The sequence below is a fragment of the Methanofollis tationis genome, assembly GCF_013377755.1.
In the GTDB taxonomy this organism is placed as follows: Archaea; Halobacteriota; Methanomicrobia; order Methanomicrobiales; family Methanofollaceae; genus Methanofollis; species Methanofollis tationis.
Genome location: NZ_JABXWR010000001.1, coordinates 1,683,139 through 1,704,081, shown reverse-complemented (window position 1 = coordinate 1,704,081; position 20,943 = coordinate 1,683,139). Strand labels below are relative to the sequence as shown.

At 60.4% G+C, this 20,943-nt stretch carries 20 protein-coding genes and 1 tRNA gene; 12 read left to right on the top strand and 9 right to left on the bottom strand.

Annotated features, from left to right (window positions below):
- The first annotated feature begins 56 nt into the window (after positions 1–56).
- Positions 57–434, top strand: coding sequence for a 30S ribosomal protein S8e (locus HWN36_RS08895; protein ID WP_176789611.1), 378 nt, complete (start codon positions 57–59; stop codon positions 432–434).
- A gap of 22 nt (positions 435–456) precedes the next feature.
- On the opposite strand, the gene HWN36_RS08890 is transcribed toward HWN36_RS08895, so the two are convergent.
- Complete coding sequence (locus HWN36_RS08890; RefSeq protein WP_176789011.1) at positions 457–795, bottom strand: DsrE family protein; 339 nt, start codon at positions 793–795, stop codon at positions 457–459.
- Between the two features lie 169 nt (positions 796–964).
- Between HWN36_RS08890 and HWN36_RS08885 the strand changes: the two genes are divergently transcribed.
- Together HWN36_RS08885 and HWN36_RS08880 are read left to right on the top strand one after the other, a co-directional pair.
- Positions 965–1,390 carry a hypothetical protein gene (locus HWN36_RS08885; protein WP_176789010.1) on the top strand — a complete coding sequence of 142 codons (426 nt, stop codon included), beginning with the start codon at positions 965–967 and terminating at the stop codon, positions 1,388–1,390.
- On the top strand, positions 1,387–1,848 hold the full coding sequence (locus tag HWN36_RS08880) for a DUF2240 family protein (protein WP_176789009.1): 462 nt from the start codon (positions 1,387–1,389) through the stop codon (positions 1,846–1,848). The genes HWN36_RS08885 and HWN36_RS08880 overlap by 4 nt, the downstream gene beginning before the upstream one ends.
- A gap of 8 nt (positions 1,849–1,856) precedes the next feature.
- On the opposite strand, the gene HWN36_RS08875 is transcribed toward HWN36_RS08880, so the two are convergent.
- Together HWN36_RS08875 and infB are read right to left on the bottom strand one after the other, a co-directional pair.
- Positions 1,857–2,255: a 30S ribosomal protein S6e gene (locus tag HWN36_RS08875; protein ID WP_176789008.1), complete on the bottom strand. Its 399-nt coding sequence runs from the start codon at positions 2,253–2,255 to the stop codon at positions 1,857–1,859.
- 70 nt (positions 2,256–2,325) lie between these two features.
- Complete coding sequence (infB, locus tag HWN36_RS08870; RefSeq protein ID WP_176789007.1) at positions 2,326–4,134, bottom strand: translation initiation factor IF-2; 1,809 nt, start codon at positions 4,132–4,134, stop codon at positions 2,326–2,328.
- A 204-nt stretch (positions 4,135–4,338) separates the two neighbouring features.
- On the opposite strand from infB, the gene HWN36_RS08865 reads away from it, so the two are divergent.
- Positions 4,339–4,411: transfer RNA gene (locus HWN36_RS08865), tRNA-His, on the top strand.
- A gap of 85 nt (positions 4,412–4,496) precedes the next feature.
- Here HWN36_RS08865 and HWN36_RS08860 read toward each other — a convergent pair.
- The 3 genes from HWN36_RS08860 to HWN36_RS08850 all read right to left on the bottom strand — a co-directional run bounded on the left by HWN36_RS08860 (position 4,497) and on the right by HWN36_RS08850 (position 8,362).
- Positions 4,497–5,687 (bottom strand): MFS transporter, encoded by a 1,191-nt coding sequence (locus HWN36_RS08860; RefSeq protein WP_176789006.1) that lies wholly within the window; start codon positions 5,685–5,687, stop codon positions 4,497–4,499.
- Positions 5,688–5,775: 88 nt separating this feature from the next.
- Complete coding sequence (locus tag HWN36_RS08855) at positions 5,776–8,085, bottom strand: efflux RND transporter permease subunit (RefSeq protein ID WP_176789005.1); 2,310 nt, start codon at positions 8,083–8,085, stop codon at positions 5,776–5,778.
- A gap of 43 nt (positions 8,086–8,128) precedes the next feature.
- A complete protein-coding gene (locus HWN36_RS08850; protein WP_176789004.1) occupies positions 8,129–8,362 on the bottom strand; it encodes a hypothetical protein in 234 nt (77 codons plus the stop codon).
- A gap of 596 nt (positions 8,363–8,958) precedes the next feature.
- On the opposite strand from HWN36_RS08850, the gene HWN36_RS08845 reads away from it, so the two are divergent.
- The 6 genes from HWN36_RS08845 (at position 8,959) to HWN36_RS08820 (ending at position 14,488) form a co-directional block, all read left to right on the top strand.
- On the top strand, positions 8,959–9,696 hold the full coding sequence (locus tag HWN36_RS08845; RefSeq protein ID WP_176789003.1) for a TrmB family transcriptional regulator: 738 nt from the start codon (positions 8,959–8,961) through the stop codon (positions 9,694–9,696).
- Positions 9,697–9,768: 72 nt separating this feature from the next.
- Positions 9,769–10,425 carry an NAD(P)/FAD-dependent oxidoreductase gene (locus HWN36_RS08840; RefSeq protein ID WP_176789002.1) on the top strand — a complete coding sequence of 219 codons (657 nt, stop codon included), beginning with the start codon at positions 9,769–9,771 and terminating at the stop codon, positions 10,423–10,425.
- Between the two features lie 84 nt (positions 10,426–10,509).
- Complete coding sequence (locus tag HWN36_RS08835) at positions 10,510–11,316, top strand: FHA domain-containing protein (protein WP_176789001.1); 807 nt, start codon at positions 10,510–10,512, stop codon at positions 11,314–11,316.
- Positions 11,306–12,583, top strand: coding sequence for a serine/threonine-protein kinase (locus HWN36_RS08830; RefSeq protein ID WP_176789000.1), 1,278 nt, complete (start codon positions 11,306–11,308; stop codon positions 12,581–12,583). Before HWN36_RS08835 ends, HWN36_RS08830 begins: the two co-directional genes overlap by 11 nt.
- Positions 12,584–12,698: 115 nt before the next feature.
- Positions 12,699–12,959, top strand: a complete 261-nt coding sequence (locus HWN36_RS08825) for a hypothetical protein (protein WP_176788999.1) — start codon at positions 12,699–12,701, stop codon at positions 12,957–12,959.
- A gap of 83 nt (positions 12,960–13,042) precedes the next feature.
- Positions 13,043–14,488 (top strand): aldehyde dehydrogenase family protein, encoded by a 1,446-nt coding sequence (locus HWN36_RS08820; protein ID WP_176788998.1) that lies wholly within the window; start codon positions 13,043–13,045, stop codon positions 14,486–14,488.
- Here HWN36_RS08820 and HWN36_RS08815 read toward each other — a convergent pair.
- A complete protein-coding gene (locus tag HWN36_RS08815; RefSeq protein WP_176788997.1) occupies positions 14,477–16,717 on the bottom strand; it encodes a PAS domain S-box protein in 2,241 nt (746 codons plus the stop codon). The genes HWN36_RS08820 and HWN36_RS08815 overlap by 12 nt on opposite strands.
- Positions 16,718–16,949: 232 nt before the next feature.
- Here HWN36_RS08815 and HWN36_RS08810 point away from each other — a divergent pair, with 232 nt between their 5' ends.
- Positions 16,950–17,318 carry an HIT family protein gene (locus HWN36_RS08810; protein WP_176789610.1) on the top strand — a complete coding sequence of 123 codons (369 nt, stop codon included), beginning with the start codon at positions 16,950–16,952 and terminating at the stop codon, positions 17,316–17,318.
- Between the two features lie 152 nt (positions 17,319–17,470).
- Positions 17,471–18,046 carry a flavodoxin family protein gene (locus HWN36_RS08805; protein WP_176788996.1) on the top strand — a complete coding sequence of 192 codons (576 nt, stop codon included), beginning with the start codon at positions 17,471–17,473 and terminating at the stop codon, positions 18,044–18,046.
- 70 nt (positions 18,047–18,116) lie between these two features.
- Here the strand turns inward: HWN36_RS08805 and HWN36_RS08800 are convergent, their stop codons facing one another.
- Both HWN36_RS08800 and HWN36_RS08795 read right to left on the bottom strand, forming a co-directional pair.
- Positions 18,117–20,315 (bottom strand): PEP/pyruvate-binding domain-containing protein, encoded by a 2,199-nt coding sequence (locus HWN36_RS08800; RefSeq protein WP_176788995.1) that lies wholly within the window; start codon positions 20,313–20,315, stop codon positions 18,117–18,119.
- Complete coding sequence (locus tag HWN36_RS08795; RefSeq protein WP_176788994.1) at positions 20,308–20,757, bottom strand: pyridoxamine 5'-phosphate oxidase family protein; 450 nt, start codon at positions 20,755–20,757, stop codon at positions 20,308–20,310. The genes HWN36_RS08800 and HWN36_RS08795 overlap by 8 nt, the downstream gene beginning before the upstream one ends.
- Positions 20,758–20,943: the final 186 nt, after the last annotated feature.

Sequence of the window (20,943 nt, the reverse complement as noted above, 5' to 3'; positions counted from 1 at the left end):
TATAGCACTCTGGTAGGGATTATCGGTCTCACAGAAAGAACACCTGAGGTGATACTATACAGTGGCAAGGTAGATCAGTCCGGCGCCTGACCGGCGGAAGGAACCACCTGGCGTGCGGCAAGAAGCGCTTTGAGCGCGGCCGCGCACCGGCGGAGACGCATGTAGGCGAGAACAGGAACCGGCTTATGCGGGTTCACGGCGGAAACGTGAAGGTACGGGCGCTGCGTGCGAATGTCGCCGCAGTCTCGAGCCCCGCGACCGGCGAAACAAAGAAGGTCACCATCCAGACCGTAGAGGCAAACCCGGCAAACATCAACTATGTGCGCCGGAACCTCCTCACCCGCGGTGCGATCATCAGGACCGAGATCGGGCGCGCACGGATCACAAGCCGCCCCGGACAGGACGGCGTCGTCAACGCCGTCCTGATCGAATAACCCTTTTTTTGTTCCGCTGCTTTTATGGCCGGATATAGGCGTAGCCCTCGGCCTGCCGCCGCACGATCTCCCCGACACCAGAGGGCACCACCCGGACCGCCCGCGGAAAATCATCCCGCGTAAATCCAAGCGCCCGCAGACTGTTGGCACAGACCGCAAACTGCACCCCCTGCTCCGCATATTCACGAAACCGGGCGGTGTACTGTCCGGTGAGAAGAAAGACCTTCACCCCCTCGCTGTTCGCCACCACTTCGACGACAACGGACCCGCCGAGGTCATCGAGAAGGTTCCCGAGATTCGCAAAGACAAGAGGAGCCTTTGCAGGCTCGTCAAGGTGAAAAATTGCCCGGTAACTCTCCATCTGTTGATCCTCCCCCATTGACCGGATCAGGCCGCCACGAGGGCCCGCAGGCCAACAGTCCCCCTCTCTTCTCCAGACCCATATGGAACTTTCGCCCGGCGCCGCCTGGCAAGACGATCCCTGCATGGACGATCAGCAGAGATTATCTGATCCTGTTGCCCATACCTGTATGATGCGCAGAGTATACTACCGGTTTCCCAGCCGTTTCGATCTGAACTTCACCATCGGTGAGCCGTTCGCACGGGCAATCGGGCGGATCGCCGCCCTTCACCGCACTCATACCAACCAGCGACGCGACGCCAACCTTTACAAGCACGATATTCTTCTCGAGATCGCCGACGATCGGACACGCTTTCTCCCGGTGGACCTCCTGCCGCGCCTTGCCGACGAGGTGACCGAGTCTGCGGATTTCAGGATCTCGATCCACGAGACGCTCCTGCAGGCCGAGGGGCGTCGCCCAATCTCAGAGATCGTCTTTCTGGTCAGGATCGTCGATCGGGGGGCGCAGTCGGAAGTCTTTGTCGTCAAGGAAGGAACAGCCGGTTCGATGGACGCACTCGGCCTGAAAGATCTCCTGAAGGGTGCCTGCGAGTGAGCCTGAAGGTCACGGTCGCCGCCCCCTTCAAACAGATGCACCGGGGCGATCTCGACAAAAACCAGTTCGTTTTTTTCCTTGCTCTGGACAGAAAATGGATGAATGTCGATCAGGCGCATACGGTCTTACGTCTTGCCGCGTCTGCGGGGCTTGTAAGGATTGACGGGGGGAAAATATCGCCGCTCTTCGATGTCTCCTCGGTCTCGATCCCCCTCGGTTTCAGGCCGGGAGAAGAGATTTTCGCCGCCCCAAACCCCTGTAGCGATCTCGTGGCGCGGATCGCCAGGGAAACCGGGCAGAAGGAACAGGAGGTGGTTGCCGCGATGAACCGGGCGATCGAGGAGTTTGATGGGAACCTGAGAGTGGAAGCTGCTGCTGTGCTGCTGGCGCGGACATACGGGGTCGGGTGGTCCGACCTCCTGCCTGCACTCCGCGAGAATCTTCTCAGGGAAAAATAGGATATTTTTTAGTTTTGTGCTGCTTCGGCCTTGCCGAGGAGTTCGTCCATGGACTTTTCGCCATAGGCTGCGACGACCGCGTTGATCTGGACGAAGTCTTGCGTGATCTCGTTACCGCGAATAGTCTTTCTCCTCCGCTCACCCTCATGCTCAGGGTGGAAGCCGAACCCCTTCGAGAGAAGGATTCTCCTGCGGCCTGCACCCGGCAGGTCTTTGCGTGCGGCAATCCCGGTCCGGTCAGATCCCCCGGTAATCTGAAGGCTGTATCCGGCAAGGCCGAGAGGCGCGCCCTCGACCTTGTCCCCGATCTTCTTTCCGACGAATGCTGATGCTGCCGCCCCGCTTGCCTCAATATTGTAGGCGCGGCCAGCTTTTCTGTCAGATACGACAACTTTGAAATCGACCATTATCTCTGGCTCCTTCTCGACCTGATGCTATCAGACGTGTCTATAAAATTGGGTACTCGTATATTAAATACTACTTGCCCCAGAAGGGCTCGTCCTTCCTCCGCATCGCGGTGTACTCCTCAAGCACCTCGCGCATGCCGGGCTTCAGACTCCCGAGCATCTCCTTTTCCAGCACTTTTACGTGGTGTTCCGGGATATCTGCAAAGAGTTCGTCATTCTCACTGATCTGCCGCCCGATCGTCGGGCCATCGATGGAAACTGCAACTTCCGCTCCGGCCTCCGCTTCAGAGACGTTTTCTCCCCGGACCTGAATATTCTTCAGCTGCCCGATCCGTTTGCCGTCGCGGCGCACCAGATAAACGCCGTTCCTCAACTTGCCGCCGAGCACCCTGACACCGACGACCGCCGGATTGCTCTGGCGAAAGACACATCCCTCGAGGATGGATATTTTCGCCGGCAACACGATGTGCTCGAAGCGCTGGGCCTCGATCCGGCGCTGCTGCTCCTTGACCCATTCGGTGTAGTCTTCGATGAGCCGATAGATGATGTCGCCCGAGAAGAGCGTGACCTTGTTCGAGGGGTCTTTGAGGATCTCGACGGCGTCAGGAAGAATCGGCGTATTGAATGCGAGAAGAACAGCGTGGAATGGATCCTTCACGGTCCCGACCTCGATCAGGTCGTGGCGCGAGACCGGACCAACCTCGGCTTTCCTGATCCCGATCTCATGATCTTCGAGTTCCTTTGCAAGGGCTTCAAGGGCACCGATGGTGTCGGCTTTAATGAAGATTCCCTCATCGGCAAGATTGACATGGATCTCCTCGACCTCGCGGCGCACCTCCTCGTTGATGGCGTCGCGCCCTGCCGGGTCAGGAATGACCCTGAGGGGAGAGCCTGCGATCACGCCCTCGAGGTGGGGAGCAGAGACTTTGATCCCGGCAGCGGCCGTGACGGACTTCACCCGTTCGAACTTCTCTTCGACAAGGATCTCAGACATCGGCCTCGGTTTGAGGAGTGAGCGCACCTTCGGGTTGAGCACCCCTTCAGCAGTAGCGACGGCGATCTCGTCGCCGACCCCGATCACGCCGTCGTACAGGATCACGTCGAGGGTCATGCCAAGCCCACGCTCCTCCTTCACCTCGAGCACCGTGCCCACGCCGGGACCGTCGACCGATACCGCAAGGGCATCGGTCATATAGCGCTGGGCGAGACCGATGAGCATCATCAGGAGGTCGGGCACCCCTTCGCCGGTGATCCCCGAGACCGGGACGATGGCGATGTTTCGGGCGAAGTCGCTCACCCGGTCGAAGCGTTCGCAGTTGAATCCCATCTCAGAGAGTTTGCCGATCAACTCGTAGGTTCTGGTCTCGAAGACCTGCTTCACCCGGTCGCCCTGGGTCGCAAATGTGGTCTTGAAGGGTGCGTTCTGGTTTACCCGCCAGCCGTGGATACGGTCAATCTTGGTGGCGGCGACAACGAAGGGCGTGCGGTAGGTGCGGAGGATCTCAAGCGCCTCGATGGTCTGGGGCTGGAAGCCCTCGTTGATGTCGACAACCAGGATTGCCATGTCCGCAAGGGCGCCGCCGCGTGCCCTGAGTGTCGTGAAGGCCTGGTGGCCCGGGGTGTCGATGAAGAGAAGGCCGGGAACATTGATCTGGAGATTCTTGAGGGCTCCGCTCATCCGTGCAATGGCATCGAGCGGGACGAGCGTCGCCCCGATGTGCTGGGTGATCGCCCCGGCCTCGCCGGAAACGACCGAGGAGCCCCTGATCCAGTCGAGGAGGGAGGTCTTCCCGTGGTCGACATGGCCGAGCACACAGACGATCGGCGTCCTGATCTTCGAACCTTCACTCTCTTTCTCTGCCTTTTTCTTCTTTGCCATCTCCCGCGCCCCCTTATCTCCGGGCCCCGATTCCGGGAAATCCCGTGTATGTGCTGATCTATTAGGGTATCCACCCCTATTAATGCTCTCCCGTGCCCGCGCGGGGCTGTCAGAGGGGGCATCAGGGGCCTGATTTCGCCTGCGTGTCCCCGGTTCATCCGATAGGTTAATCTGTGGAATCATACAACATTTTAAGAGTATTTTGCCGGGGTGGGGTAGTTGGTCATCCTAGGGGACTGTGGATCCCCCGACCCGGGTTCGAGTCTCGGCCCCGGCCCTCTTTCTTTTTGAACATTCTGTTGAATCCGATCGCTCTGTTCTTTGCCCTGGTATCACCAGATTGTCTGGTCTGGCGTGAGTATTCAGTGCCTCAACGCTTCCATCATCCGTTTCGCCTGGAAAAAAATGGGCAGGGCCAGGATCTGCGCCCCTGCAGCGAAGCCAATAACAAGCGGAATTGAGATCTCGTAGGCCCATCCGAGAACGACACTGCCCAGAAACCATCCTGCACCATAGATCGTGTTGAAGATCCCATAGGCCAGAGCGCGCTTTGAGATATGGGTGTAATCGGCGATCGCCGCACGCATTACGGTCTCCTGGATGCCCATTGAGGCCCCCCAGAGGGTGGCACCGGCGAGCGTCCATAAAGGAGAGAGACTGAAGGCGAGAAAGGGAACGGCGATGCCGAGCACCGGGACGGCGGCGAGCACAGAGAGACCGACGCGGTCGTAGGCCCGCCCTGCGGCGAGGGCGACCACGGCGTCGACACCCATCGCAACAGCATAGTACAGGGGGATCTGTGCCTCAGAGACGATGCCGGTCGTCGCGAAGTGGTAGGCAACGAGCGGAAAGGCGACAAAGCCAGCCATAGTGAGGGCGGTGAAGATCCCGTAAGGGACGAGCGCCCGGGTGGGCGGGGCCTGCGGCGCCGGTCTGGTTGCAGTCTCGATCGCCGCCGGTGCCGGTGCCCTGCTCCTGGTGAGGGTAAGGGCGATCATCATCATGGCGAAGGGAATGAGCAGGAGGGCAAATCCGACCCTGTAATCACCACGCAGAAAAAATGCGGCCGAGATGATGACAGGACCGATGACCGCACCGATCTGATCGAGGGCTTCGTGGATGCCAAAACCCCAGCCCCGTCCGACGCCTGCCGTCACATTTGAGAGGATCGCATCCTTCGCCGGTGCCCGGATCCCCTTTCCCATCCGTTCAATCATAAACAGGAGGGCGGCCACCTCCCATGAACCGGCAAGGGCAAGGAGGGGGACGGCGATCAGCATGCCATAGCCAAGGAACGTGAACGTCCAGTAGCGGCGCGTGGCGTCGGCAAGGCGACCTGAAACAAGGCGGAGAGCGTATCCGATAAATTCCCCCAGCCCGGCCACAGTCCCGACAACGAGCGCCGATCCCCCGAGGGCAAATAGATAGGGACCACTGACGCTCCTCGCTCCTTCATAGATGATATCGCCGCAGAGACTCACGGCGCCAAAGAGCAGGATGATCAGATATGCCGCCCTCCGATCGAAGGGCGCGGGCGGAGTGGTCTGTACCATGGTCGTTAGAGGGGAATTCTGCCGGTCTTGCATAATAAATACGTCTGCTGATCGCGACCGCGGCCCCTGCCACCGATAAAAAAAGGAGTTATGCCGCCGGGATCTCGGCGGCGTTCACTGCGTGCGGGTGGGAGTAGCGGTACATTACGGCGAGCACGGCCGGCATCACCAGGATCGCGCCCACAAGCGAGAACCCGACGGTGATCACCGTCACGATCCCGAAGTTCGAGATGATGTTGAAGGCAGAGAGGGTCAGCGCCGAGAACCCGAAGACCGTCGTCATGCCGGATACGGTAATAGCCATCCCGATCTTCTGGACAGCCGTCTGGATCGCCTCATAGATGCCAAGACCGCGCGCAAGTTCCTCCTCGCACCGCTCCATGATCAGGATCGTGTACTCCGAGGCGACGCCGACGGTCATCGACCCGAGGGTGGCGGTCATGGGAGTGTAATCCAGACCGAGCAGGTACATAATCGCCCCGTTCCACCCGACGATCATGACAATCGGGATTAAGGGGGTGACGGCGTTGAACTTCCGGTAGACGAGCAGGAGGAACCCGAGGATCAGGACGAAGCCGGCGATCACCATCGTCGTCTTCGAGTTGGTGATGTCGTCTATGAGGGCGGCGAACATCTCGGTGCTCCCGGTCACCCGCACCGTCGTCCCGGGTGGGGCCGGATACCAGGCCGCCTCTTTTACCAGGTTTTCGATCATGGAGCGTGCGGTGTCCATCTCCATGTCCACCGTAGAGAACAGGATCACCGCCTCCATATTTCCGTTGAGGTATCTGGACTTTGTCTCATCCGGGATCGTAGAGAGGACATCCCTCACGCCTGCTTCAGTATCGGGGATCACGCCGTAGTTGTACTGTTTGATCAGGGTTACGATGCTGCTCGCCCCGGTGATCTTGTCGTTTCGTTCCAGTTCGTAGGTGGCGAATCCGTCGATCCACTGGAGGGTGTCGGCGCTGAGGACATCATCTCCGGTCACCATGACCGGGATCGAGGTGGTGGAACCCATCGTCCGGGTAACCTTCTGCATATCAAGAAGGGCCGGCATGTCAGAGGGGACAAAGGTGTCCTGGTCGGCGTTGACCGGAACATAGGCGTCCATCTGGAAACCGACCAGGGCGACGAGGCCGAAGACCAGGAGAACCGGAACCGGGTTTTTCGCGATCGTGAGGGCAACGCTGCCCAGGGCGCGGTTGTAATGTTCGGTCAGGGAGCCGCGGGAACCTTTTTTGTGGAAATATTCAGTTTCGCACCCTTTCCAGTAGAGTTCGCAGGCTTCCACGTCGTCGAGTATTTCGGTCTTCTCCTTCACGCGGTATTTCGTGATGATCCCGAAGACCGGGACGATGATCAGGGCCGAAAGATAACAGCAGACCACCCCGATGACGCAGGTGACCCCGAAGTCGGCGATCATCGGGATTGGGGCGAAAAACATGGCGATAAACCCGAGCGAGGTCGCAAGCATGGCGATCAGAACGGACGGCCCGGAATTGGCGACGGTCGCCCGCACGGCGTCGGGAATGGTGCCGTGCTGCATCTCCTCGTCAAACCGGGTATGGAACTGGATCGCATAGTCGATCCCGATCCCGATGAGCACCGGGAAGGCCCCGATGACGGTCATGGAGATCGGGATCCCGAAGAGCCCCATCAGCCCGAAGGTCAGGATCACCCCGACGGCAACGATCACGACAGGGAGGAGGCGGTACCTGACATGGGAGAAGAGGGTGGAGACGGCAAGGAGCATCAGGAGCATCGCTGCCATGATGAGGATGCCCATTGAAGACCCCATCTCCTGCCTCATCTCCTGTGAGAATGCAGGCGTGCCCGACACGGTGACGGTGAGGCCGGGCGGGGGGCTGGAGATGCGGATGATCGTCCTGATGTTGTCCAGCACCTGCTGCTGGACGCTGCTCTGGATGCCCGGTTCCAGGGTGACGCCCGTAATGGTCATCATCGAGGACGGAAGATACCGTTCAAGCGTCGCCGCAGGGATCGCGCTCTTGATCGCACTCACCTCGGCGATGGAGGCGGGCAGGACGCCGCCGTTGATCTGCTTCATCATATCGGTGATGCCCGAGGCCGAGTCGATATACCGCTCCCGCCTGATCGTCTCTTCAAGCCGGTCGATATAGTTCAGGACAGCAGGATCGGTGACGTCGTCGCATTCGAAGATGAGCATGATGGCGTCTGAGCCGTAGGTGTCTTTGTAGTGGGAGAGCAGTGCGCCTCTTGGTGTGTCTTTGTTGATATAGGTGTCGTCCCCGGTCTCCATCGTCACCATAGAGAGGCCAAAGAGGGCGATGAGAAATACAGCCATAGCTACGCCGAACACGACGGCGGTATGTGCGTTGATAGCGTCTGCAAGGCGTTCGTAGGGTGTTTTCATGGAAATCTCCTGACGATATGAAGCATTTGTGTGATCCCCGTGATCACGGGGACCTCTGATCGGGAAGATAATCGGCGATGATCACCCCGGTGATCGCCCGCGCCACATCTTCCGGCCTCCTGCCGGCGACAGGAACGCCATAGGCGATCGCTGTCCTGATCATCTCTTCCTGATCGGTAATGACACATTCCTCTCGCGACGTGCAGGTCCCCTGCAGCCTGGCAAGCATCTCAGACGCAAGGGCTCTGAGGGTGTCGCCACCGGTGTCCTCGGCCATGCTGAGACGATGGAGCAGTTCGATGCCCAGAGCCAGAGATCCTGGCGGCCAGAATCCGGATTCGTCCCAGATAGCGCATGTCTCAAGAGGTATGGCCGATAGCGGATACATTGCCGCACGCGGCTGGCAGACACCTGTCCCGGCGGATTGCTCTGTGCAGAGTATTAATCCTTCTATCTCTGTTCCCGAATAGGTCATTCGCCTCAGCCTGTGAAGATCAGATCTGAGGGCCTTTCATATATGGTTGGTGCAACTCACAGGAGGATTAATCGTTGGTTTCATGGGATAAGGCCGCGAGAATCCCGAGATGACGGATCATTCTGCCAGATGGCATACCAGACCCGCCTGCTTCTGTACAGAGAAGAGGTGGCGCCCTGCCAGCAGCGAGGACGACAGAATCATGACAGAAAGGATCCCCCTGCACCTTCTGCAGCGTCAGGTGATTGCGCAGAAAACGGTTGACGCGGTTCTCCAGAGCGACATTCCGGGGATCCTCTGTGCCGATCTCATCTCGGCGCCGCCGCCAGATAAATGTGGTGCAACCATATAGAGTTGCGGCCGGTAGAATTATCGACGCCGTCTTCCCATGATGAACGATGACAGAAGATATCGTCCCCCTGCTCAAGAACCTCGGGCTCAATGAGTACGAGGCGAAGGTGTATTCCACTCTTGTCGGCCTGAGAAAGGCCACCGCCCGGGACATCCACGAGATCAGCGGGGTGCCGAGAGGGAGGATTTACGAGATCCTGCACGACCTGGCACAGCGGGGTTTTATCGGCGTTGAAGAAGGGTCACCGACCTGCTATTACCTGCTCGACCCCGATGAGGTGATCGATCACCTGAAAGAGGGGTATCTCTGCACCCTTGAGAAGACGCGACGGGCGATCAGGGAGATTTCGTTCGCGCTTCCAAGGCCGCCTCCCTCGGTATATATGCTGAGGAGTGACTGGGCGATCGATAACCATGTGAGATCCCTGTTAAAGAGAGCGAAAAAACAGGTGCTTCTTGTCTGTCGCGACAGACAGTTCCTGAAACGCTATTTAAAAGAGTTGAAAGCAGCCGAGAAGAGAGTGGACCTCTGCATCCTCGTTCGCAATCCCGATGACTTTGAAGGGCTGGATATCCCGTTTGTTCAGGCAAAGGGATTTGTTGCCGAACTGCTGGACGATGCTGCGAATAGCCACCCTCAATTTGACGGAACGGTCGTATTCGTCGATTACGGCGAGTTTTTTATCACCTCTCTCGGCGGTCCAGAAACCCTGGCGATGACCGGATCAGATGCCCCCATGATGCGATACCTGCAGCATTCGCTGATGGCGAGCCTGGACCGCTGAAGCGTGTTCGGATACTTTTATCTTCAACACCTTCCAAAGGCAGCACCATCACATAAGGGGGGAAACAGCAGTATGGAAGACGGACCAAGAGGCGCTATTCTCCAGCGCGACCGGGAGACCTATGCGATTGTGCCGAGGACGCCGGCCGGCATCGTCGCACCCGAAGACCTGGAGAACATCGCCAGGGTGGCGCGACGCTACGAGATCCCGGTGATCAAGATCACCTCAGGGCAGCGGATGGCCCTTGTCGGGATCAAGGCAGAAGATGTCGAGAAGATCTGGAACGAGATCGGGATGACGGTCGGTGAGGCGACCGCACCATGCGTCCATTATGTGCAGGCGTGCCCGGGCACGGCGGTCTGCAAGTACGGCGTGCAGGATTCGCTCGGTCTCGGGCTCGAGCTTGAAAAGGTGTATCAGGATCTGAACCTCCCGGCGAAACTGAAGATGGGGGTCTCGGGCTGCCCGAGGTGCTGCGGCGAGAGTTATGTGCGGGACATCGGGGTGCTCGGGACGGCAAAGGGCTGGACCGTGACCTTCGGCGGGAACTCGGGGGGGCGGCCCCGCATCGGCGACGTGATCGCAAAAGACCTCGCAAAAGAAGACGTGATCGCTCTTGTTAAACTTCTTCTCGATTATTATATTGAGAACGGAAAGCCCGGGGAGCGGACGGCGAGGCTGGTCGATCGGGTCGGGATCGACGCGGTAAAGACTGCTGTCCGTAGTTAGTCGGTGAGAGTAACGGGCGGTTCCAGCCCTCACCTCTCTCGTTACGCGGAGCCTTATTTATATGCCGCGTCTAATAGTTCCCTGATGAGGGACGGTGACGACGACAGCACCCTCGCCCCGGGACAGGACCTGGACTTTGTCGATGAACTCTCCGAGTATCTCGACGTTCTCAGCAGCCCGACCCGTCTGCGCATCCTGAAGATCATCGAGCGCCGACCCAGGGACGCGAAGGAGATCTCCCGCGCCGTAGGAACGAGTTACGAGAACACGAAAAAACACCTCAACAGACTTCTTCTTGCCGGTCTTATCAGGAAAGAGGCAGGCAGTTCGGCCGAGACGGTGACCGGCGTTCACCCGGTCTGGAAATACTCCCTTGTTCAGGGAGGCCTTGAGATGGTGATCCAGAACCTCGGGATCTTCGGGAACCTCGGGATCGCCGCGGACGGGTCAGGCGTTTCCCTCAGGCTGCGCGAGATGAAAGACCGTCTTTCCTCAGCTTTTTTCGGAGGGACGCCCATCATCCTCGTGGTGGGCGGCGAGGAGGACGGCCGCGCCGTTCCCCTCAGGTATGAGCAGTACGCCGTCGGCAGGGCCGATGCCGCCGGCAGCCCTGCGGAAGACGAAACGATCGCGCTCGCCCCCTCATATGCGGCGGTAAGCCGCGTCTCACGCCCTCACTGTCTGCTGAAGCGCCTCGGCGGCGTCTGGCATGTCAGGGACGCCGGGAGCACCGGCGGCACGATGGTGAACACGGTGCCGCTGAGAAAGAACGAGATGCGCCCTCTCCAGGACGGCGACCTGATCGATCTTGCCCGCGGGCCGCAGGGGGCGCGCCTCCTCTTCTCTGTGCCGCCGCCCGAGTCCGGGGAGGATGGATTGAATGAGACGTAGCGCGCTCTTCGGGTCGTTCGCCGCGGTCATCCTCGCGGTCGCCCTCATAGCCGTGCCGGCGGCAGCGGCGCAGGGTCAGGAGATGAAGGACGCTCACGGCATGACGAATAAGAGCGTCCCTGCATATGGGAACGACCGGGCGGCATGGCAGACCCCGATCACGCTCCCGGAGACGGTGGCCGTCGATGATCCCCCTGTGACAACGACGATCGCCGCTGCATCAGAGACCACGGCGATCCCGGAGGCGGCGAGCACACCGTCGGTCACGGAGCAGGCCCGCTTCATGGGACCGAATGGCACCGGGATGCAGGGGGGCAGCGGCGACCGGACCGATCTGATCGTGCTCGCTTTCATCGCCGTCGCCGTGGTCGTCGCCGCCCTGTACGGCTATTTCCACCTTTCCGCCAGGCGTGCGTCCATCGATCTCGACCATACCGTCATCTTCGGAGGAGAAGAACCGCGTTCCGGCGACGGCGGATTCCCTCCGGCCCTTTCAGCACGCTACACCGGAATCGTCCCCGTCGGGAGCGGCGGGACCGCCCGTGTGTTTCTGGCGACGAGGGTAAGAGACGGGCAGACCGTCGCCGTCAAGGTGCCGCTCAGGACGGATGAGGCGACCGGGCGATCGTTTCTGAAAGAGATCGGCATCTGGCGGGGGCTCGCCCACCAGAACATCGTCAGGGTATGTGCGGTGAACATCCTTCCTTCCCCGTACGTGGAGATGGAGTACTTCGACCGCTCGCTCAAAGACCTCGAAAAACCGCTTTCGCCTGAGAGGGCCTGCAGTATCGTCGCCGGGATCGCCGAAGGGCTCGCCTACGCCCATGAAAAGGGTGTGATACACCGCGATCTCAAGCCGGGAAACATCCTGCTCGCCCCGGACGGCACCCCGAAGATCGTCGACTGGGGGCTCGGCCGGGTGCTTGCTGACGGCGACGAGACGACCGCTCCCGGGTTCTCTCTCCATTATGCCGCCCCGGAACAACTTGCTCCGGCCCGCTACGGCCCTGCCGGCGCAGGGACCGATCTCTTCCAGCTCGGCGTGGTGCTGTACGAACTCCTGACCGGGGCGTTCCCGTATAATGGGGTCGGCCCGGGGGAGTATGCGGCGGCCGTCCTCAGCGACGATCCGATCCCGCCCTCGGCCGTCGAACCTGCCCTTGCACCCTTTGATCAGATCGTCCTCCGCTGCCTGGAGAAGGATCCCGCAACGCGCTATGCTTCGGCAGAGGCGTTTCTCGCCGACCTCCGGACGATCGAATGCTGAACCTCCGGGTTATCCTCTGGAACCCGGATCATGACCGTTTCTTATCTTCTCCCATGCGGACGTTCTGATCAGACCGCCCGGCAGGACGCCGGGGCGGCAGTGAGGAAAGAACAATATGAAAAAGAATTATGTCTCTATCGGGGCCGCCTGTCTTCTCTGCCTGGCCCTTGTGGCGGCGGTCCCGGCCGCCGCCCTTGGAGGATGGGAGAATGCAGGCGGGCAGCAGGCGACCTCTCGGTCAGGGTGCACCGAAAACCCGCAGGGAGAACTCTGCCGCGGGCCGGCGGCCTGGGCCTGCCAGCACGGCGCCGCCGCAGGGGCCTGCGCATGCAACCGGACCTGCGATCAGATCCATAACCGAACCTGCCAGGCATAACCTGCCCACAGGCCCAAAACACCATTTTTCATCTCAGGCGCGTCCGGGGAAAGTTCAATATCTCCGACCTGCCATTCTCCACCATGACCGAACCCAGACCATTCCTGGTCGGCGGGGAGTGGCGGCGGAGCGACACGGTAGAAGAGGTCCGTTTTCCCTACGACCACTCGCCTGTCGACACCTTCTGCCTCGCCGGGGCGACCGACCTCGAGGACGCTGTCCGCTCTGCGCAGGAGGGCTTCGGACGGACACGGCGGCTTCCTGCCCACGAACGCATCAGGATTCTCAAAAGATTCGCCTGGTTGATCGAGGAGCGAAAAGAGGACCTTTCACGGCTCATCACCCTTGAGGCCGGAAAGACGTCGGCCCTCGCCCGCGCCGAGGTGGACCGGGCGAAAGAGACGATCCTCCTTTCAGCCGAAGAGGCAGGGCGGATCTACGGCGAGATCCTCCCCCTCGACCTGACTCCCGCGGCCGGGGGCCGGACCGGCTACCTCCGCCGGTTCCCGATCGGCACGGTGCTGGCGATCACCCCGTTCAACTTTCCTTTCAACCTTGCCTGCCACAAGATCGGCCCGGCCGTGGCGGCGGGAAACGCCGTCATTCTGAAGCCGGCCACAAAGACCCCACTCTCAAGCCTCCTCCTCGGATCGCTTCTGATTGAGGCCGGGTATCCTGCAGAGGCGGTATCGGTTCTCCCCTGCACCCCGGACCTTGCCGAATGGCTGGTGCGGGACGAGCGGATCGCCTACCTCTCGTTCACCGGGAGTCCTGGCGTCGGCTGGCGGCTCAAAGAGATCGCCGGGCGAAAACGGGTCGGGCTGGAGCTCGGCGGCAATGCGGCGGCGATCGTCCATGCCGATGCCGACCTCCCCTATGCGGCCGAACGGATCGTCCAGGGCGGCTTCTCCAACGCCGGGCAGGTCTGCATCTCGGTCCAGCGGGTCTTCATCCACCGGGATGTCTATGACGACTGCCTTGCGATGATCCTCGAGCGCACCGGCGCCCTTGCGGTGGGCGACCCCCGCGATTCCCGGACCGATATCGGGCCGATGATCTCCGAGGCGGCGGCTGCAGAGGCAGAGGAAAAGGTGCGGGAGGCGGTCTTCGAGGGGGCAAGCGTCCTTGCCGGCGGAAAGCGCGAAGGGACGCTCTTTTTGCCGACGGTGCTTGCCGACACCGTCCCGACGATGCGGGTGAACGCCACCGAAGTCTTCGCCCCGGTGATCACGGTGACACCGTACGACACCTTCGAGGAGGCACTCGCCATGGCAAACGATTCGGTCTTCGGTCTTCAGACCGGCATCTTCACCGATGGCTTCGACCGGGTCTTCACCGCCTTTGAGGAATGCGAGGCCGGGGCGCTGATGGTGAACGACGTCCCGACGTTCAGGGCTGACGCCATGCCCTACGGCGGGGCAAAAGCCTCCGGCCTCGGGAGGGAGGGGCCACGGTATGCGATCGAGGAGATGACGACGATGCGGCTGATGGTCCTGAACCGCCGGCGGCCAGATCCTTCAGGGCGCTGAACGGCCATGGACAGACCGGGCATGATCCTCTGCCGCGCTTCTGGCGTCGGCAGAGCACCGGTACCTGCCCCGGGGAATATGGATCTCGAAGCGTGCGCCTTTCCCGAACTCTCCGTTTTCCCTGATGCCAAGGCCGGTGATCGCCAGGATCTCTTTTGAGAGGAACATCCCGAGGCCGCTGTTCCTCCCGAACCCACGCGTGAAGATCCGCTCCTTGTCCTCAGGCCTCACCCCGACGCCGTTGTCCTCCCAGAGGATCATCGCCCCGTCGTCGCTCTGACGCCATTCGACCCTGATCTCGGTCGCCTTCTCACCATGACGCTCGGTATTGTCGAAAAGGTTATAGAAGACCTTCTCAAAGAGGGGATCGGCGTAGACCTCAAGACCGCCGACCCCGGAGGTGATCCTGACACCGCACAGGCCAAGGTGGCCGATCGCCCGCTGCACATCGCACCACTGCGGCTCGCGCACCCCGAGGTCCTGATAGTCGCGGGTGAACTCGATCAAATCTTTGATATTCAGGGCAGAGCGCTTCACCTGGTGGAGGTAGGTGAGCACCGGCAGCCCTTCGGCCTCCTCCCCGGCGATCTCGAGGTAGCCGAGGAGGACGGTGAGCTGGTTGAGGATGTCGTGGCGGGTGACCGAACTCATGATCTGGAGTTTTTCATTGATCAGGTTGAGCGACTCGGAAAAGTGCTTGAGTTCTGCGGCATGGTATTCGAGTTCTTTCTCCAGGACCGTCCGCTCGGTGATATCGGTGAGCACCAGGAGGACGGCGTCTTCGTTCTGGTAGGTGAGGGGAGCCGCCCGGAGTATGACCGGCATTTCAGGGCCCTGACCGGCGATCATGATCTCAACGGGGGCGGCCTTTCTTCCTCCAATGGCGTCCCGGACATGCTCCCTGAAAGTCGCACGTGATTCCGGCATCACAATCGAGGAGATCGCCTCCCCGACAAGGCCCCCCGTTTCGCACCCGAGCGCCTCTTCAGCCGCAGGGTTTGCAAAAACGATCCTGCCGTCCCTCGTATGGACAAGGATGTACTCGGGCATGCCGGCGATCAGCTCCCGGTTCAGTCTCTCCTGCTCCCGCGCCCCGGCGCTGGCGCGTTTCTGGTCGGTGACGTCCCGCAGCGAGAGGGCGATGGCTTTTTTCCCGTGGAACTCGATGATCCTGCCGTGGGACTCGACCGTCCGCACCTCACCGGTGGCGGTCATTGCGGCGTATTCTGCCGGAAAACGGTCGGTGCCTTCGCGAACGGTCTGCAGGTCCCTGAGGACGTCCTCGACCGAGTCCTGATGAATGAAATCCAGCACGTTCCTCCCAATGGCATCAGCGCGACTCCTGAAGCTGGCCATCTCGCAGGCGACGCCATTCAGGTACAGCACCGTCCCCTCCATGTCGATGATGACGACGCTGTCCCTGAGGGCGTCGAGGAGAGTGGAGAAAGAGCGTTCCTGTTCCCTGAGGATCTGCTCGGTCCGGTGCCTCTCGGTGATGTCGACGGCGGTCACGATGATGGTGGGGCTGCCGGCAATCAGGGTAATATCTGCGCAGATGTCGAGGATACGTTCGCTGCCGTCTTTCCTCAGGACGCGCATGAGAGAGCGCTCAGGCTGGATCTCGCCCAGGAGTCTTTTCCCGGCGCGGGCCCGCACTGCGGCCCGCTCTTCAGGGTGGACGAAACCCCACACATCCATGGAGGTCAGCTCCTCCAGTGAATACCCGGATATCTCTTCGGCAGCCGGATTTGCATAGATGATCCGGTCTCCCCTGTGCATCCAGATGCCGACCGCAGTCTTATCGGTGATCGCCCTGAATATCCCCTCGCGCTCTTCAAGGGCGCAGGTGAAGCGGTGCCGCTCGACCGCCACTTCGATCTTGTGGGCGAGGTCGGCAAACTGGGCGCGGGGATCGCCGCCTTTCTGGACATAGAAGTCGGCACCGCCGTTCATCGCCGCAACGGCGACCTCTTCCCGCCCTCTGCCGGTAAAGAGAATGAAGGGGGTGGTGTTGCCCTGCCCCCTGAGTCTGCCGAGGAACTCGATCCCGTCCTGACCTTCCATCTCGTAGTCCGAAACGATGGCGTCGAAGGAACGAACCCTGAACATATCGAGCGCTTCGGCTGCGGATGAGGCCGTCGTAACGGCAAACTCGCCGTAGCGTTCGAGATAGAGTTTGATGAGATCAAGCATTGCAGGCTCGTCATCAACACAGAGCAGAGAGATCATGCTGGCCAGGGGTGAGACGCGTGTATTTACTTTTTTTATGATCTGAGCGTGGATTAATATTGCCTTTTCTTTTAGCAATTGTAAAAAAACAGATAATTTCATCCAGATGCCTCTGCAGAGGTGGCACACCGCCTCATATCTCCAGATACGCTCTCGCCGGTCGATCCCTCCCGTCACATGGAGATCCGTCATCGCAGGGTATTTTCTCTGCAGGCGTCTGAAGATGGATCGTATGGTCTGTCCGTTCTGCAATCCCCACCCCGACTGCATCGTCACAAAAAACGCTCTGGCATACGCACGCTTTGACGCCTTCCCGGTCACGCAGGGACATATCCTGATCATCCCGTTCCGCCACGTCTCCTCATTTTTCGATGCCACCGATGAGGAGAGGGCAGCGCTCTTCGATCTCGTCGCCCGCTGCCGCACCATCATTGAGGAGCGCTACCGTCCAGACGGCTGGAACATCGGGGTGAACGTCGGCGTTGCCGCCGGGCAGACGGTGATGCACCTGCACCTGCACCTCATCCCACGCTATGACGGGGACGTCCCTGACCCCAGGGGAGGGGTGCGCGGGGTGATCCCTGAGAGAAGAGTGTACTGATGGGGATCAGGAGATCTGTGAGATCTGCGAAGCGATCTGGCCCTCCGGAAACAGGGTGATGGACATCATGGATGAAGTCACCGCCATCTGCTGGCACGAGAGAAGAATCATATCAAGGCAGTACACCACCCTTCGCACACAGGAGACCTGAGATGAGAGTCGTCGCATTCAACGGGAGCCCGAGGAAGGACGGGAACACCGCCCGCCTCCTTGCAGAAGTGCTCGCGGAACTTGAGAAGGAAGGCATCGAGACCGAATTCGTCCAGATCGGCGGGAAAAAGGTTCACGGCTGCACCGCCTGCGCCAAATGCTTCGAGAACCGGGATGGAAAATGCGTCATCGACAACGACTTTGTCAATGACTGCATTGCGAAGATGGTCGCGGCAGATGGGATTATCATCGGATCACCGACCTACTTCGCGGACGTCAGCACCGAGACGAAGGCCCTCATCGACCGGGCAGGTTTTGTCTCGATTGCCAACGGCGGCATGTTCGCCCGCAAGGCCGGTGCGGCCGTCGTCGCCGTTCGTCGCGCCGGTGCGGTCCACGCCTTCGACACCATCAACCACCTCTTCGGGATCTCGCAGATGTTCACGGTCGGATCCTCGTACTGGAACCTCGGCGTCGGACTTGAAGCCGGCGATGTGGAGAAGGACGAGGAGGGGCTTTTGACGATGCGGAACCTCGGGGGGAACATGGCCTGGCTCCTGAAGCGGATCCGCCCCTGAAAGACATCCCCTGAACCGGCAAACAGAACGGGCGGCACTTCTAAGGACGGGGCCCATCTTCCGGCAATGTTCATCCTCCCCTTATTTCTGCTGGAACGGCCCTGAGCGCCGGCTCCACCGGATGCCGGATCGTGACGATACCCTGATAGCCATCAACACAGACCTGCTCGCCGTCCCTGATCACCCCGGTTGCACGGGGTATGCCGGTGACACAGGGGATGCCATACTCCCGTGCGATGATCGCACCGTGGATGAGCATCCCACCGCGGCGTTCGACCACGGCCGCACACAGCGGGATCACAAACGTCATCCCAGGCTCGATCGCGTCGCAGACCAGAACGTCGCCGCTTTTTACCCTGAAAAGGTCGGCGCTCGCTCTGATAACGCATGCCGGGCCGCATGCCGCCCCACGCGAGGCAGGCTGACCGGTGATCTGACGGGCCTGCACACCAGATTCTGCGGCGTCCGCCGTTCTCACTGCCGGGCGGCCAGGCACATATCCTCGCTCCCGGAGGGCACGGGCAACCTCTTCGGCTGGGGTATCGTCGTCTGTTTCGATTCCTCGGCTATGAAGCCTTTTTCTTCCCTCAGCAACAGCGCGCCGCACCTCACCGACAATCCGATCCAGGGCATGGTTATCGTTGTCCCGCAATTCATAGCTCCGCCGGGCAAGGGCGAGCAGTTCCTCTGCATCAGCCCGCCCTTCCACCGAAACATGGGAGAGAAAACGCTCACGCAGGTCAACGCTCCGCTCATCACCATGACGCTCGCTGCGGTGCCCGGACGCCATCTCCCGGATCACCCCAATGATCCCCCTCCGCACCTCCTCGTCGTCACCCAGCGCACCCCCATAACGGGTGAGAAATCGACTGAACCGTGTATTCAGGGGATCTTCAGGCGTGTTTAGGACGATGCCATTCAGGGCTGCAGGGTTCAGACGCACCTCAGCCGCCATCTCAGTCAGATCCCGGTTTCGTTCCAGACTGATGAGGCGGCCCCCGACCAGGAGATCAACGAACTCATAGGGATCGGCGGGGTGGACGGTGTCGTTGTAGAAGGTTCCAAAAAGGCGGACGCCGTGTGCAAAGGGGATGAAATAGGTAAGATAGATCTTTTCCCACTCCCTCTGCCTCTCCTGCCGGCCCTGGATCGCCGCCGCAAGCGCTTGATCGTCCATGGCCAGGAGAACGGTTTCGGCAAGGCGCTGCCCCTCCTCGATCATCCCGGGGAGCCATCTGCCCTCGATCTCCTGCTGCAATGCACGCAGTCGCAAGCGACTCCGTTTGAGGCCGAGATAATACTGCCTCCTGTCGGTCCGCTCCCTCGCCGTCACGGGACGGGCCTGCAGAACCACGATGCCGTTTTCCGTCTTCGTCCACTCGATATCCTGCGGGGCTCCGAAGATCTCCTCGGCGGTGTGTCCGATCTCCAGGAGCGATCTGATATCTCTGTCAGTGAGGGGAGGACGCCCCGCACGATCCGGGGTCGTCTGCCTCACCGCAACCCCGGCGAGCACCGGGACGACCATCTCACCCCTCTCTGAGGGGGGCTGATGGGAGACCGCCTGTCCGGTGCGGCGATCGATCACCCAGCGGTCCGGCTCCACCGCCCCATCGACAAGACCCTGGTTCAGGCCCCATACTGCCTCTATGATCGTTTCATCCTCATCGAGCGGGTTTACCGTAAAGAGGATCCCGGATGATTCTCCCACGACGATCTCCTGCAGGACAACTGCCATTGCGCTCGATGCCGGCTCCAGACCTATCTCCTGCCGGTAGAGGAGGGCCGCATCGGACCAGAGCGAGGTCCATACGAGCCTGATGTGGTCGATGATCACCTCCACTCCCCCTATGTTCACAAAAGATTCGTGAATGCCTGCAAACGAAGCAGCCACCGAGTCCTCGGCAACCGAGGACGATCGGACGACGATCGGTCTCTCCCCGAAACGCGATCCGATGGCAGCGGCAAGGTGGTCATGGAGTCCGGGCGGCAGCGGGGTTCTGGAAAACAGGGTGCGAATCCTGAGCGCAGCGTCCCACACCTCCTCCCACCGCATATCACGGAAATCCTTGCGTGCAAGTTCAAGTATGATCCGACCCCTGATTCCAGTTTCGTCAATATAGGAACTGTAGGCGTCAGTGGTGACGCAGATGCCTGGAGGCACCCGGATGCCGGAGCGCATGAGACGGCCGAGATTCAACGCCTTCCCCCCGCAGAGGGAAAGGGCATCGGAAGGCAGATCCTCAAGCGGGGCCAGATATTCATTCATCCATCGCCACCTCACTGACATTCTGGAACCGCCGGACCAGGACGTATCTCCTGATCCTCACTTCATAGAGGACGGTCGTTGGCGAATGGACGAAATCGACGAGATATGGGTGAATTTGCAGAAATTCCCTCTCTGATTCTTTCCGGCCTCCCTCTTCCACCGCCCGTGCAACACCGAGGACGGTGACAGCAGTGGCTTCTCCAAAGTCACGCGGATTACCACGCCTGTTGTCAATGAGCAGGGCCACATGCCGATTTTTCTGGAGATTCTCATGTTTCCTGGTGAACTGTGAGGTGCAGAACAGGAGCCGCTTCAGGTCAACCGACGGGGCGATCGCAATCAGGTTTGTATAGGGCTCTTCTCCGTCCAATGTGGCCAGTACTGCAAGGGACTGTGTCGACAGCAGTCTGCCGATCGCGCTGAGTGCTCTATCAGGGTCCATCTCATCCCTCCATGCACCTGCCCATGTCGGCCGAGGATAAAAGGGTGTTCTGCCTCACCTCTATCTGATCCCGGATATTTCTGCAAAAACCCCAGAGGCGGATTCAGATTCGTTTTCGAGGTTCCGGGGGAGATGTGAGTGCTGGCCAAGGAGGATTGGATGGCGGGGGGTCTGATCAGATGAACC